At 63.9% G+C, this 13,827-nt stretch carries 10 protein-coding genes; 4 read left to right on the top strand and 6 right to left on the bottom strand.

All coding sequences use genetic code 11. The annotated features are described in order from the left end of the window. The first annotated feature begins 264 nt into the window (after positions 1 to 264). The 3 genes from ABEA12_RS08330 to ABEA12_RS08320 all read left to right on the top strand — a co-directional run bounded on the left by ABEA12_RS08330 (position 265) and on the right by ABEA12_RS08320 (position 6,379). Complete coding sequence (locus ABEA12_RS08330) at positions 265 to 2,193, top strand: biotin carboxylase (protein WP_345467594.1); 1,929 nt, start codon at positions 265 to 267, stop codon at positions 2,191 to 2,193. A 54-nt stretch (positions 2,194 to 2,247) separates the two neighbouring features. Next, positions 2,248 to 3,561 (top strand): serine hydrolase domain-containing protein, encoded by a 1,314-nt coding sequence (locus tag ABEA12_RS08325; protein ID WP_345467591.1) that lies wholly within the window; start codon positions 2,248 to 2,250, stop codon positions 3,559 to 3,561. Between the two features lie 82 nt (positions 3,562 to 3,643). Then, positions 3,644 to 6,379 carry an aminotransferase class I/II-fold pyridoxal phosphate-dependent enzyme gene (locus tag ABEA12_RS08320; RefSeq protein WP_210101614.1) on the top strand — a complete coding sequence of 912 codons (2,736 nt, stop codon included), beginning with the start codon at positions 3,644 to 3,646 and terminating at the stop codon, positions 6,377 to 6,379. Between the two features lie 39 nt (positions 6,380 to 6,418). On the opposite strand, the gene ABEA12_RS08315 is transcribed toward ABEA12_RS08320, so the two are convergent. The 5 genes from ABEA12_RS08315 to ABEA12_RS08295 form a co-directional block, all read right to left on the bottom strand. Then, on the bottom strand, positions 6,419 to 7,831 hold the full coding sequence (locus tag ABEA12_RS08315; protein WP_345467587.1) for an alanine racemase: 1,413 nt from the start codon (positions 7,829 to 7,831) through the stop codon (positions 6,419 to 6,421). Then, on the bottom strand, positions 7,785 to 9,449 hold the full coding sequence (locus ABEA12_RS08310) for an FAD/NAD(P)-binding protein (RefSeq protein ID WP_210101616.1): 1,665 nt from the start codon (positions 9,447 to 9,449) through the stop codon (positions 7,785 to 7,787). The genes ABEA12_RS08315 and ABEA12_RS08310 overlap by 47 nt, the downstream gene beginning before the upstream one ends. Beyond that, positions 9,446 to 10,444 carry a pyridoxal-phosphate dependent enzyme gene (locus tag ABEA12_RS08305; protein ID WP_210101617.1) on the bottom strand — a complete coding sequence of 333 codons (999 nt, stop codon included), beginning with the start codon at positions 10,442 to 10,444 and terminating at the stop codon, positions 9,446 to 9,448. The genes ABEA12_RS08310 and ABEA12_RS08305 overlap by 4 nt, the downstream gene beginning before the upstream one ends. 460 nt (positions 10,445 to 10,904) lie before the next feature. Further along, positions 10,905 to 11,129 (bottom strand): hypothetical protein, encoded by a 225-nt coding sequence (locus ABEA12_RS08300; protein WP_210101618.1) that lies wholly within the window; start codon positions 11,127 to 11,129, stop codon positions 10,905 to 10,907. A 203-nt stretch (positions 11,130 to 11,332) separates the two neighbouring features. Further along, positions 11,333 to 11,674, bottom strand: coding sequence for a carboxymuconolactone decarboxylase family protein (locus ABEA12_RS08295; RefSeq protein WP_210101619.1), 342 nt, complete (start codon positions 11,672 to 11,674; stop codon positions 11,333 to 11,335). A gap of 406 nt (positions 11,675 to 12,080) precedes the next feature. Here ABEA12_RS08295 and ABEA12_RS08290 point away from each other — a divergent pair, with 406 nt between their 5' ends. After that, positions 12,081 to 12,440: a DUF488 domain-containing protein gene (locus ABEA12_RS08290; protein ID WP_210101620.1), complete on the top strand. Its 360-nt coding sequence runs from the start codon at positions 12,081 to 12,083 to the stop codon at positions 12,438 to 12,440. Positions 12,441 to 12,505: 65 nt separating this feature from the next. Here the strand turns inward: ABEA12_RS08290 and ABEA12_RS08285 are convergent, their stop codons facing one another. Then, complete coding sequence (locus ABEA12_RS08285) at positions 12,506 to 13,309, bottom strand: hypothetical protein (RefSeq protein WP_210101621.1); 804 nt, start codon at positions 13,307 to 13,309, stop codon at positions 12,506 to 12,508. Positions 13,310 to 13,827 lie beyond the last annotated feature (518 nt).

Below are 13,827 nucleotides of genomic sequence, written 5' to 3'. Positions count from 1 at the left end.
ACAATAGTGACGTTCGTCACGAAGCACGAGGTGTGTGCACCCTCAGCGGAAGCACAGTAGGTTGGCTGGACTTGAAGAATGGACATGGTGGATCCGAAGTGGTTGGTCCGCGGCACTGCCGCGTACCAGCCAGGGGGATTGGTGCCCACCTTGCTGCAGGGCGTTTCGGGAGCTTCCCTCTGGGGTTCGGGCTTTGGGGTCCCTGCACACGGTTTGGGTCTTCTCTGCAGGCTTCCGCCTCGTCCCGAGGTAAGGAGCAAGACGATGCCCGAACGTGCCACGGACGCCAGCAAAGAAGTTGTTCAGCCGGCCAAGACCAACAAGACGTTGGCGGCCAAGTCCGCTGCTATGAAGGAGCCTGCGGGCAAGAAACCTGAGCCGGCCAAAACCGCGAAGGGCAAGAAAACCGCCACGGCAAGCACGCCCAAGGCTAAGGCGCCAGCCCCGCGGAAATCGGTCCCCGCCACGACGGCACCGAAATCCAAGACGGCGGCGGCCGCAACCAAACCTGCCGAGGCGAAGAAGACCGCAGCCCCCACCTCTCCCGAAACGATGGCAGCACCGGCGTCGACGCCCTCGGTGGCTCCCGATCCCACGGCGACCGAACCGGCCGCCACCGAACCGGTCATGCCGCGCGCTACACCCACAGGCCCGGAAGCACCCGAGGCCACCATCGGCACGGATGCCGCCTTCGCCACCGAAGCCCCGCCCACGGCGGTGCAGCACACGGTGCGTAACATCTCCGAGCTGCGCCATTTCTTCCGCACCAACAACGTGCCGATCTTCTTCATTGGCGCCACCCCGTTCAACTTGCTGGGGCTTGACCGTTGGGTACGAAACTTCTCCTACATCAGCTACTACGACTCCTGGGACGGGGCGCACCCGCGCGTCTTCACCCCGGTCAACAAGCCCTACGTGGAATTCGAGTCCGGCGAGGACATCAACAACTGGCTGCTGCTCAATGCCGAGGTCAGGGCACGGATGAACCTGAACGTGCGCCCGGGGGTGCGACCCAAGGTCGCCATGGTCTTCTTCAACGAGGAGACCGAACGCATCTGCCGCGAGCTGGGCTACGACCTGATCCTGCCGGCCGCGGAACTGCGCCACCGCCTCGATTCAAAGATGGTCACCACCAAGCTCGGAAACGATTTCGGGGTCCCCAGCGTTCCGAACGTGCTCAGCAAGGGAAGCACGTACGCCGCGCTGCGCGCCGATGCCGATGCGGCGTCCCTGGGTAAAAACCTGGTTGTCCAAACCCCCTACGGAGACTCGGGCAAGACCACCTTCTTCATCTCCAACGAAGCGGAATGGGACAACCACTGCGAAGACATCATCGGCGATGACATCAAGGTGATGCGCAGGATCAAGAACTTGCCGGTGGCCGTCGAGGCCGTACTGACACGCTCCGGTACCCTCGTCGGGCCGTTCCTCACCGAGCTGGCCGGATACAGCGAACTCACTCCGTACCCCGGAGGTTGGTGCGGCAACGAGATGCACCCTGAGGTGCTCTCGGCAACCCAGCGCACCCGGGCCATGGAGCTGGTCAAGGCCATGGGCGACGGACTCTCCTCCGAGGGCTACCGCGGGTTCTTCGAGGTCGATGTGCTGGTGGACCTGGACACCGACGAGGTCTACCTGGGCGAGCTTAACCCGAGGATTTCCGGCGCCTCGGCCATCACCAACGTGACCGCCGGAGCCTATGCGGATGTCCCGCTTTTCCTGTTCCACCTGCTTGAGTACATGGACGTGGAATTCGAGCTGGATATCGACGAGATCACCGAACGCTGGGAAGCGCTCTCCGGTGCCGATGTGTGGAGCCAGATGATCATCAAGGAAAACTCCGACGTCGTCCAGCAGCTCACCCAAACCCCCGCCACGGGCCAGTACTACCTCGATTCCAGCGGGGCGATGGTCTTCAACCGGGCCGCGCTTGACTGGCATATGCTGCAGAACGAGTCCGAGGCGTTCTTCCTGCGCATCCACGGCCCCGGAGACTACCGGTGGCACGGTTCGGACCTGGGGGTGCTGGTCACCAAGGGCAGGTTGCAGGTCGAGGAGGGTGGGGTCTCCAAGCTCAATATCCGGGCCAAGCACTTCATCGACTGCCTGCGCGCCGGATTCGACGGGGTGCCCCTGGACGAGGACGGGCTGGCGATCTTTACCCCGGGGCCGGGAGTGAAGTCGCAGTGGTAGTGTCCCGATAGGAACACGCCGCATGTCTTTGTGCGGCAATTGAAAGGAATGATCGTGGACATCGCAAACGTAGGTTGCACGCCACCGGCCGTGGATCTGCCAGCAGTCGGGGCCCCCGCCATGGACGTGCCGGCCATGGGTATCCCGGCGGCCGGGGACATGCCCCCGACGGGCATACCCCCGGTTGCCGGGATCTTCCCGGCGGGCACGCCGTCAGTTGATACGAAGAACTGGCAACTGCCCGAGAACCTGCGCTGGTCCTTCCAGCACATCGCCGATTTCCTTCCCACCGCGGCGATCTGGCGCGGGGTCGGACCAACGGCGGTGCTGCCCTCGACCCCCACGGATCTGGACAGCGTCATGGTGCCCTCGGGTTCCCTCCACGATCCACCGACCAACGTGGGATCGATCATGGCATCCACGGACACCGACGGCTGGATGCTGATGCACCGTGGCCAGGTGCTCGCCGAGCAGTACTTCGAGGGAATGTCCCCCGCGTCCTCGCACCTGTTGATGTCCGTGAGCAAGTCGCTGGTCGGAGCCGTCTGCGGGGCCATGTTCGATGCGGGGATACTCGATCCCTCGGCCCCGCTCACCGCCTACATCCCCGCGTTGGCGGACACCGGCTACGGAGGGGCCTCGGTTCGCGATCTGCTTGACATGCGCTCGGGCATCGCGTTCTCCGAGGACTACCTCGACCCCCGTGCCGAGGTAAGGATGCTTGAGGAAGCCATCGGATGGGCGCCGGCGGCGACCTCCGGGCCCACCGGCATGTATCCCTTCTTGATGACGCTGGCGCAAAAAAGCGCCCACAGCGGGGTCTTCGAATACCGTTCTTGCGAGACCGACATGCTGGGCTGGATCTGCGAGGCAGCAGCGGGGGCCACCATGCCCACCTTAATGTCCCACCTCTTGTGGTCAAAGCTCGGTGCCGAGGCCGACGCAGTCATCGGGGTCGACCAGTACGGCACCGGGATGTTCGATGGCGGGATCAACGCAACGATGCGCGACATGGCACGCTTCGGTTCGCTCTTCCTCGGTGACGGCACCTCGCTGACCGGAGAGCGGGTCCTCTCCCCCGCATGGATCGAGCAGACACTGGCCGGAGCGCCGGACTCCCGTGCCGCCTTCGCCGCAAGCCCCGGGGACAACCGGATGCCCGGCGGGATGTACCGGAACCAGATGTGGTTCCCCTACGAGGGCAACGACGTGGTTCTGTGCCTGGGGATCCACGGGCAGATGATCTACATCAACCGGCCCGCGCAGGTGGTGGGCGTGAAGCTTTCCAGCTGGCCGTTGCCGCAGGACGCCGCAAAGCTCTTCGGCACGCTGCGGGCCTTCGATGCGATGGTCCGGACCATGTCATGACCGGTTGTCCTGCCATGGCGATTCACACCTTTTCCCGGCTCGCGGGTTCAACGCGCCCGCGCCACCTACGAAGGACGGCGATATGAAGACCCCCACCACGGCGTTCAACGACGCCAGTCACTCGACGCCCAGCAATGTGTGGAGGCTGCGCACCGACGCATGGGAATACCTCGGCTTTGCAGCAAAGCAGCTTTCCTGCGCCCTGGATGTGGATCTGGACCGGAAGGGCCTGCGCACCGAGGTCGGCCGCCAGCTGGGCATCCTTGAATCCATCGAAGCCTATTGGGCCGTGCCGGGAGAAGCCCACGTGCGCGGCCTGCGCCGGGAATTCGAGAATTCCGGATACGCAGCTGCCCTTGCCATGATCGAACCGGTCACCCGCGGATTCGCCCACTTCGCTGCGGACCTCAGCGAAAGCGGTCAGCAAGCCACCGAGCATGGCTATCACAGCGATGACCCCCAGTCTTCGCACAGCATCGTGAACGATCCGCGGTCCCGCTTCGAGGTCCTGGTCATCGATGACGTCTCCGAGACGGTACGCGAGGAATTCATCGCCGAGATGAGGCGCCAGCGACGGCACACCGACGAATTTGTCTACGACGTCAACGTCGTGCCCAGCTTCGAGGACGCAATGGTCGCTGTGCTGCTGAACCCCACGATCCAGGCATGCATCCTGCGCCCCGGGTTCACGGTACCCGCCGCGCACACCCTGGGAACGGATCTGCGCACGTTCCTTGATTCCCACATCGCACCGGACATCGGCACCTATACGCCCAAGCGGCGCATCCTCCACCTGGCTGACAAGCTCAAGTCCCTGCGCCCGGAACTGGATCTCTACCTGGTGGCTGATGTTTCCATCGAAGAACTGGCCACCTTGGTCGAGAGGCGGTTTGCCAGGCTCTTCCGCCGTCAGGAGTCCATGGAGCTGCACCTCTCGCTGCTCAAGGGACTCTCCGACCGCTTCGAAACCCCGTTCTTCGATGCCGTGCAGCAGCACAGCCGCAAACCAGCCGCGGTGTTCCATGCACTTCCGATTTCCCGCGGCGGGTCCGTATCGAGTTCCCGCTGGATCACCGACATGGGCGAGTTCTACGGCATGAACCTGCTCCACGCCGAAACCTCCGCGACATCCGGCGGGCTCGATTCCCTGCTGGAGCCCATCGGTTCCATCAGGGAAGCCCAGGAGCTGGCCGCCCGTGCCTTCGGTGCCCGGCGGTCCTATTTCGTCACCAACGGCACTTCCACTGCCAACAAGATCGTGCACCAGTCCATCCTGGCCCCCGGCGACGTGGTCCTGGTTGACCGCAATTGCCACAAATCCCACCACTACGCCCTGATGCTCGCCGGGGCACGGGTCGCCTACATGGAGGCCTACCCGCTGGATGAGTTCTCCTTCTACGGTGCAGTGTCCCTGAAGACCATCAAGTCAATGCTGCTGGACTACCGTCGAGCCGGGCGGCTTGACGAGGTCAAGATGATCACATTGACCAACTGCACCTTCGACGGGATCGTCTACGACGTCGAACGCGTGATGGAGGAGTGCCTGGCCATCAAGCCGGACCTTGTCTTCCTCTGGGACGAGGCATGGTTCGCCTTTGCGCGCTTCCACCACATCTACCGCCAACGCACGGCAATGGCGGCTGCCACCGCTTTGACGATCAAGTTCAAGGACCCCGCCTACCTGGCACGCGTGCGCAAGCAACGCGCCACGCTCTTCGATACGAAGACCGGCCAGCCTGTTGATGACGCCACCTGGCTCGCTACCCGCCTGTTGCCGGACCCCGACATCGTCCGGCTGCGCGTCTATGCCACGCAGTCCACGCACAAGACCCTTACCGCACTGCGCCAGGGATCGATGATCCACATACACGACCAGGACTTTGCCCACCACAACGGGGAATCCTTCCGCGAGGCCTACATGACCCACACCTCGACCTCCCCCAACTACCAGATCCTGGCCTCGCTGGACATCGGACGGCGCCAGGCGGAGCTGGAGGGCTACGAGCTCGTCCAGCGCCAGGCCTACCTTGCCCTTTCGGTGGCCCAAGCCATCGGTCGGCACCGGTTGCTCAAGAAGTACTTCCACGTCTTGGACACCCACGAGCTCATCCCGGCCCAGTTTCGCGAAACCACCAGGCCGATGCCGTTGCGTGACGGGCTCTCGGCCATGGACGAGGCCTGGAGCACCGACGAATTCGTTGTCGACCCCAGCCGGCTGACCTTGCACATCGGCCAGACGGGCGTGGACGGGGACACCTTCAAGCACAAGTACCTGATGGACTTGCACGGCATCCAGGTCAACAAGACCAGCCGGAACACCGTGCTGTTCATGACCAACATCGGCACCTCGCGCAGCGCCGTCGCCTACCTCATCGACGTGCTGGTCAAGCTGGCCGAGCACTTCGAGCGCAAGCGCGAGGACATGGGCCCGCGCGCCCTGCAGGCTCACCAACGCACGGTGTCGGGACTTGTTGGCACTCCCCCGCCAATGCCGGACTTCAGCAGTTTCGCCCAGCGTTTCAAAAACGACGACGACACCGTCGACGGGGACATCCGCGGCGCGTATTTCACCTCGTACAAGACGAGCAACTGCGACTACCTGATGCCGAACGAGCTGGCCAAGCGGGTGGCAGCCGGGAACGAGGTGGTCTCCGCCGGGTTCGTCACGCCCTACCCGCCGGGCTTCCCGGTGCTGGTCCCCGGGCAGGTCTTCACCAAGGAGATCCTGGATTTCATGGCGGCGCTGGACACCCGCGAGATCCACGGTTTTGACCCAAACCTGGGATACCGCATCCTCAACACGGCCCCGGATCACTAGACCGGGGCACCCCGAAACACCGAGTCGATACCGTCCGGCTCAGGGACGCAGCTCGTGTTCCCCGATCTCATCGGGCACCCAGTTGCGCCCGTCCCACAGCGCGTTGGCCGCCAGCGGCAATTGGTGCGAGGCGCTCTCCACGATGTGCATGAGGTAACCCGCCGTGTTGGGAAACGCGACGAGGTCACCCGGTGCCGCACCGTACGGGAAATCGAACCTGCGGCGCAAGATCAGCTCCTCCTCGATGCAGTAGGCGCCAACCAGGAACCCGCGAAAAGGCGTCCGCGGGGTCCGGGGTTCGGCACCCTGGATGAGGATCGGGTCAAGCAGGAAATCGGCGGAGGTGGACCGGCACTGGGTCCTGTTCATGTGCAGGCCCGCCAGCGGCACCCCGTCGCTGCGTTCCTTCACGAAGGCGACCTTGGCCAGGCTCAGCCCGCACCCGTCGAGCAGCGAACGCCCCGGTTCGCAGCGCAGTTGCAGGTTCCGTGCCGCCAGCTGCTCGGCGATGCTGCCTTGGGCCTTGTCAGGGCGTGCGCCAAGGATAGTTTCGAGCCATTGGCCACCAACCGGGCGCTGGTGGTAAGGATAGACATCCTTGCTTGGCCCGGGCCCGGTGGCCCCCAGCGAATCGGACTTCCAGGTGATTTCCTCGCTGCCGACAGGTTGCCCGGCGAGCGCCTCCCAGAAGTGTTCCCATTGCCCGGCATCATCGAGGTAGGACATCGGGATGCCGCCGCCCATGTCAATGAAACCCGGCGACTGCCCAATCCCCGTCAAGGCATCAACTAGCCGAACAGACTCGGCCAGGATGAGTGCCCGGCCTTGCGCGCTGTAGCCGTTGAGGTGGAAGTGGATCCCGGCAACTTCCAGCCCCGCCGGTTCCGCCAGTCCGCCCAGGAACTCAAGCCAAGCCGCGGCCCGCAGGCCGAAGCGCGTGGGTGGCAGCCCGGGGTTACCCGAGGCAAGGCGCAGCGCGACGCATGGTTTCAGCCCGGCCGCACCGGCCATTTCCAGCAGGTCCGCTGCCTCGTCGAGGTTGTCCAACGACACCACAACCTGGTTCTCCAGCGCCAGGCGCAGCAGCGCAGCGGACTTGACGGCCGCGGTAACGATGATCCGCCCGGGGTCAACGCCGCGGCGCAGGCATTGGTCCAGTTCGTTCAAGCTGGCCACGTCCAGCCCGCAATCGGCTCTCACCGCGGCATCGATGGCGCCGATTGTCTTGTTGGCCTTGCGCGCCAGGTACACCTGGAGAGCCACCGAGTGCTTGGCAGCTGCCGTGCGCAGCTCCTGGGCATTGCGTCCCAACGCGGAGAAGTCGTGGAGGTTCACCGGGGAACCAAAGCGCTCCACAAGCTCGCCGCAGGCAACGGTATCGGCCAGCAGCCGCTCCATCCAGGGTTCAAGGCGTGCGGTGAGCGGTGGATTGCCGTGCATCAGGGGATTCATGTTCTCTCTCCAAGGTGTTGGGCATGCAGAAGGCGGCGATGCGTTGGGCCCAGAGGCGGGGCTCGTCATGCAACGCCCGGTTCAAGGTGTCGTGGCCCAGTGTGGGTCCTTCGGTGGGCCGTCCCAGCGCCCACAGGGATTCGTTGCGGTTGCCGCCTTCATCGATGCAGCTCCCGTCTGGATCCGTCAGCAGTCCGCGTTCGGCCTCGCGCACCATGACCTCGCCGGCGGACAGAAGGCCTGCCATGAGCGAGGACATGGGCCGGCCGGCCGGCGCCGGGGCGGCCAAGACTCCCGACGGAGGTGTCACCGCATCAACAAGGATCGTGTCCGCCGGAAGCATCGCAGGGAACGGGCCCTGTTGAAGCAGTCCGTTATCGAAGAGCGCCAGCAGCTTCAGCGCCGTGCGTTCGGGAGGACCGAAGGCCAGACGCTCAAGCGACTTGGACACGCGCCCGAATTCACGGCACGCCGCTGGCTTCCAATACACCCGGGAGACCGCCTGGACCATCTCGGGGTACAGGCCGGACCACACCCGTGCCCACAGCCATTCCGTACCCGGCACCGCGTTGCCCCGGTTCACTTCGATGCTCCGGCGGATGTGTTCGGCGCTCGATCCGGTGTCGGGGCCGTGGGTCCCACGCCCGGTAAGGGCGGTGCGCCAGAACCCAAGTGGCGTGGTTGGAGCACCGCACATCCTCGCGCATTCACCGGCACAAGCCAGCAGGATCCGCCACAGCCCGGCGTAACCGGCTCCGGGCCCCGACGGGCGAGCCGCCAGATCCCTGCCCCATTGCCGGACCTCTCCGCGGTACTCTTCGAGGCACGTGCCGATCCATGCGGGCACCTGCCCCGGCTTGGGGTCCATGGGCAAGGTGCTCCGTGAGGCCATGGTGATCCTTGCTGGTTCCCTGCCGGAAGGAACATATTCCAGCCACGGACCCCCCGCACCCTCGAGCTCTTTCCACCGGCCGTCGCGACCCTCGGTCAAGAGCAGCACCGCATCGTAGGCGGTCAAGGCCGCACCGCGGATGAGGACATCACTTCCCTCAGGGAGCTTCTCCTCTCCCAACGACGCGTACCGGGCGATCAACGGGATCTTGTTGCACGCGGGGCCGCGGGGTGTTCCCGAGCCTTCGTCGGGCAGCCCATGACCGGTTGCCAGCACCACCTGGTCGTAGTACCCGGACCCGGCATCGCTGGAGACCTCCCATTGGTCCCCGGTGCGCACCACATCCGTGACCCGGGCCGGAACATGGACCAGGGAGAACCCGGCGGATTCCGCCAGAAGCCCGAACTGCGCGGACAGGTACCTACCAACCACGGCCCGGGGCGGATACTGCTCGGTGGAATACCGCGGTTCCGTCCGCGCCAACCAGTCGGCGAAGGACTCGGAGCCGGGCAAGGACGCCGCGGAGGCGTCAACGATGCGCGCTGAAACATTGAGCCGCAGTTCAGGAGGCTGGCCCGCCTGCCAGACCCTGCCGGCACCGGGCGGATAGGGGTCGAATACCTCGACGCGCAGGTCCCCGGCCGAGGATGCCGGATACCGCTCATGGAGTTCAAGCAGGGCAAACAGTGCCTTGGGTCCCGCCCCCACGAAGGCTATGCGCCTCATCTCGGACTGGTGTCCTGCATCCGGGTCGTGGTCCCTGAATCCGCTTCGGCTTCGGCTTCGAGGTTCTCGCGCACCCAGTCATCGTTGTACACGGTGTGCAGGTAGGGCACGCCCGAGTCATGGACCAGGAATCCAATGCGCGAGCCCATTTCCAGTCCCGGCAGCAGCTGCTCCATCGCCGCGACAATAGCGCCCGTCGAGGCACCCGCCAGTATCCCTTCGCGCTTGGCAAGCTTTCGGCACCCGCGGACCATGTCGATTTCCTTGATCCGGCACACCACGTCGGGATCGGCCTGCAACGCCAGCTCCGGGATGATTCCCGCGCCGAGCCCGGGGAAGCGCCGAAGCCCCGGTTCACCGCCGAAGAGCACCGACCCAAGTGCATCCACAGCCACCAGCTTGGTCTGTTTGTGGTGTTGGCGCAGATATCGCTGGCAGCCCAGAAGTGTTCCGGTGGTGCTGGTCGCCACGAACAACATGTCCAACCGTCCGTCCACGGCATCCATGATTTCCGGCATCGTGGTGGTGAAATGCGCATCGGGGTTGTCCGGGGACCCGTATTGGTTGGTTGTCACCGCTCCTGGGTTCTCGACCAGCAACCGTTGCACCCTTTCCCGCCGGGCCGCCAACCGGTTGCCGTCCGGCGGAGTAGGCACCATATCGATGCTTGCCCCGTAGGCGCCCATGACCTCGATCGCCGATCGGTTCGCCGCCTCGTCGACAACGGCAACAAACCCGATCCCGCGGACAGCCGTTTGGCGAGCCAGTGCGATGCCCAGGTTCCCGGAGGTCGATTCCACGATCATCCCGCCGGGCGCAAGGCGCCCCGACGCCAGCAGCGCCTCAATGAGGCTGTTGGCTGTGCGTTCCTTGGTGCTGCCCGAAAGCTGGAGCAGGTCAAGCTTGGCAAAGACCTCGAGGCCGGGATTCTCGAAGAGGCGCTGCAGCTTCACCATCGGGGATTGGAAAGGACTCAATGTTCCAACGGTGTACATGTTCGCTCCTCGAGCATTTTTGGATCGCTCCAACCGGCTGCGCCACCGCGGGCCGGATGGCGGCCATTGGATACTCGGTGTGCGCAACACCGATTACCAATCGCTGACCGGTCCCTGACCACGGGCAACCGCTGAAATCAGTCTAGGATCGAGGGCGAGTTCTGGAAAGGGCCAAGCGAAAACTCGCTCATCGGGGCGGGAGCGGTTGAATCACTGCGCGCTTCCGGCCGTCCGCAAGACCGTTCCTGCTGCGTTCCGCCCGCGGATTCGCGGGCCGGGAAGCCTCGACACCAAAGAGTTCGCTCGCGGTGTGGGCAACTTTGAGCAGCATGGACGTCGAGGCCGCTTCCTCCATCGCGGAATCGGATCCCAGCATCCGTCAGCCTTGGTACGGACCGTGGTCAACGGGCCCGCCATGGACGCGCATCCATCCATGAGGTGTTGGTGCCGCACCGGACCATCAGTAACCTTGGGCAAGCCCTTCCATTTTGTTCTGTTCCTGGAGCTGGACAGATCCCGTTTCGCGGAAGTGTTTTCGTTTTTGCAGTAACGGTCGTGGTGCAGCGGACAGTATCAGCAGGTTTTCGAGTTCCTTGGCATCGCCAATGACCACGGTGATTGCAAAGCGGCGCACGATCTCCTCGCGAGGCACGTTGCCACAGTTGGGTTCGGTGTGGACCTGCATGGCGCCAGGGTGTGGTTCTTGGGAGGTCCTCCCATTTCTCCTGGTGCATAAAGGTCGGGCAAACGAAATCTACCTTCATCCCCGGCATCGGCGCGGGGGTCCGGCCGTGCTCGTTGGCGGGAAGAGGTACCTGCCCACCTTCCGCGGAGATCGGGGCACAGGTACCGTCTTTTCCGTCATTTACATCTATCCCCGATCACGGATCAATGATCGTGGGGCACTTCACCGATCGCGTTGAGGGCAAGTGTGGAGTGCGCGTAGGCGCCACCTGCCCGCATCTCGGCCGCCACCCAGATGGCCTCCATGATTTCCTCGGCACTGGCGCCCTTGCGCTTGGCCAGTTTGCTGTGGCCGTTGATGCAGTAGGGGCACTGGGTCACGTGGGCGACCGCGACGGCTATCAACTGCTTGGTTTTCTCATCCAGGGCGCCCTCGGCGAAGACCGCCTTGCTGAAGGCTTCGAAGGCCTCCGTTGCGCTGGGCGTCAGTTCCTTTCGTCGACGCGCCACCTCCGGGGTGGCCTTCGGGTAGAGGTCCTCTGACATCGGCTTGTCCTTTCATCTGTGCGGTCGACGGCGGAAAATCCGGAACCCTTCAGCCCCGTTTCCACGGGCCAAGTGACCGCGGGCGCCGCGGGTATGCGGCGGTTACCCCCACTGTAGGGAGTTGGCCCATACAAAGTCACTGGTTATCGGCCAGCCGGCATCGCTGGGACGGCTCAACGCACGGCACTGCCCGTGCGAGGGAAACGACCGGATTCCAAGCCCCGGACCGGGCATTGGCCGCCCACCGCCCGGGGTATCCACGGAGGCCGCGGCAGCACCGCACAGGCGCACGGCCTTCGACGTCAAGGCCTCCACCGGAGTCGGGAACAGCTCGCGGGATGCTATACCCCGGCATGCTCACGCAGGTACGCTTCGAGGACGAGCAAAGGGACGAGAGAGGTGCACCATGGTGTTCAGTGTGTGGGTCCGTCGGGTCCAGGAAGAACCGAGCCACAACGACGGAACCCGGGTCCTCGTGGACCGGATCTGGCCCCGTGGCGTCAAGAAGTCTGACGCCGCCCTTGATGATTGGAACAGAGACGTCGCCCCGTCGACCGAATTGCGCAAGTGGTACGGCCACGACCCGGAAAAATTCGACGAGTTCTCCAAGCGGTACCATTCCGAGCTCGATACCGCGGCAGGGCGTGAAGCGTTGCAGAGACTCCGTGACAGCGTGCGCGGCAAACGACTGACGTTGCTCTCAGCCACCAAGGACATCGACCACAGCCAAGCAGCCGTGCTGGCCAAGATGCTTGACGGCTCCTGAGCGCTATTGGCCACCTGGTCCAATGGCGGCGGGTGATTGAACCGCGTATTCCTGCAGATCCGCGGCTACGGTGCAGCAGGGGCTTCCGGCACGGGGGCCTGTTGCAGCGGCTCTGGTGCTTGCTGCTGCGGCTCTGGTGCTTGTTGCTGCGGTTCTGGTGCTTGCTGCTGCGGCTCAGGGGTCTGTTGCTGCTCAGGTTCCTGCTCCTGAGGCGCCGGCTCGTTGCTCTGCTGGGGCTTTTTTTCTTCTTGCGGAGGCTGTTCCTTGTCCGGAACCCCGTCCTTCTCCGGGTCGCTGGTGCCGGAGTCTTCGGAATCATCGGTGGCGGAGTCGTCCGGGTCGCTAGGGGAAAGGCTGACCCCGGGGATCGATGTTCCACCCGTTCCGTTGGTGCCTCCGGTAAAGGAAGATACTGCCCGCCCGGTCGTCAACTCAAACACGAGAATCAGGGCCATCACGACGGCGAACAGCGCAGCGGTTACACCTATGATCCGCTTCCACGGCAGTCCGCGCAGGATCCCACGCTTAGCCATGTTCGGTGGTTTTATCGGTTCGGCGGTGAGCGTGCTTACGCGCGATGCATTGACCGTGCCCACCGGGTTTGCCTCGGTGGATGCGGGGTTCTGGGGGGTGTTGCTTGGAGACCCGGCCTTGCGTGCGTTACCGAAGCGTTCTCCGACATGGGTCTTGGTGCGTTGCATTGATTGGGCGTATATCGAACCACCGACGGTGATCGTCAAGCTACCAAGTGCGGCACCGATCAGCGTGCCACCGACACCGAGCGTGGACAGCAAAACAGCCGAGGTCACCGCTCCCAACGCCGACCCGGCTGCAGGGATCCAACTGATCTCAAGTTTTCGTTTACTCATTAGTGTCATTGTCCCTCGCTTTGCTCCCGCGCTCAAATCGCAGCAGTGTTCATCCTTCACCCAATGCTGCCTTCCACCGACCAGGACGCACACCAAGCTCCAAAGCGTTGATTCCAGGCTGGATCCTGAGCGTCACGAAGCCTGTTCGAACCAGCGCGTCGGTGATTGGACTTAGCTGCACAACCAAACCCAATCGGTACAACCATGCCCGGCCGCGCGGCGCCGAGACTCCACAGGCATGGGTTTGTCTTGGAAACATGTACCTATTTCGAGCCACGATTCTCTCGGTCCACGGAGAGATCCAGCGCGCATGGCTTAACACGTCGGATGCATTCCGGACCGGGAAACCCGGATGGAAGGAAACCCTCTTCATTGACGGCTACTTTTCCGATTTACTCGTAACCTTTGGAGGAAATATTGATTTGACCTGATAACTTGATTCCATCTATGACCGGCATCACTCTGGTCACCATCGCAAACCTGTGTCGCTTCACTCGCACCAGCGGACACAGCCGGGC

Origin of the sequence: Paeniglutamicibacter antarcticus (assembly GCF_039544305.1) — a bacterium.
GTDB classification, from domain to species: Bacteria; Actinomycetota; Actinomycetes; order Actinomycetales; family Micrococcaceae; genus Paeniglutamicibacter; species Paeniglutamicibacter antarcticus_C.
The sequence above is the reverse complement of the archived record's forward strand: the minus strand, read 5'-3'. Positions and strand labels throughout refer to the sequence as shown.

What these genes read in the sequence shown, in the direction of transcription:
- ABEA12_RS08330 (WP_345467594.1), top strand. Translation starts at nt 265, where the DNA reads ATGCCCGAACGTGCCACGGACGCCAGCAAAGAAGTTGTTCAGCCGGCC.
- ABEA12_RS08320 (WP_210101614.1), top strand. Translation starts at nt 3,644, where the DNA reads ATGAAGACCCCCACCACGGCGTTCAACGACGCCAGTCACTCGACGCCC.
- ABEA12_RS08315 (WP_345467587.1), bottom strand. Translation starts at nt 7,831, where the DNA reads ATGAATCCCCTGATGCACGGCAATCCACCGCTCACCGCACGCCTTGAA.
- ABEA12_RS08310 (WP_210101616.1), bottom strand. Translation starts at nt 9,449, where the DNA reads ATGAGGCGCATAGCCTTCGTGGGGGCGGGACCCAAGGCACTGTTTGCC.
- ABEA12_RS08305 (WP_210101617.1), bottom strand. Translation starts at nt 10,444, where the DNA reads ATGTACACCGTTGGAACATTGAGTCCTTTCCAATCCCCGATGGTGAAG.
- ABEA12_RS08300 (WP_210101618.1), bottom strand. Translation starts at nt 11,129, where the DNA reads ATGCAGGTCCACACCGAACCCAACTGTGGCAACGTGCCTCGCGAGGAG.
- ABEA12_RS08295 (WP_210101619.1), bottom strand. Translation starts at nt 11,674, where the DNA reads ATGTCAGAGGACCTCTACCCGAAGGCCACCCCGGAGGTGGCGCGTCGA.
- ABEA12_RS08290 (WP_210101620.1), top strand. Translation starts at nt 12,081, where the DNA reads ATGGTGTTCAGTGTGTGGGTCCGTCGGGTCCAGGAAGAACCGAGCCAC.
- ABEA12_RS08285 (WP_210101621.1), bottom strand. Translation starts at nt 13,309, where the DNA reads ATGAGTAAACGAAAACTTGAGATCAGTTGGATCCCTGCAGCCGGGTCG.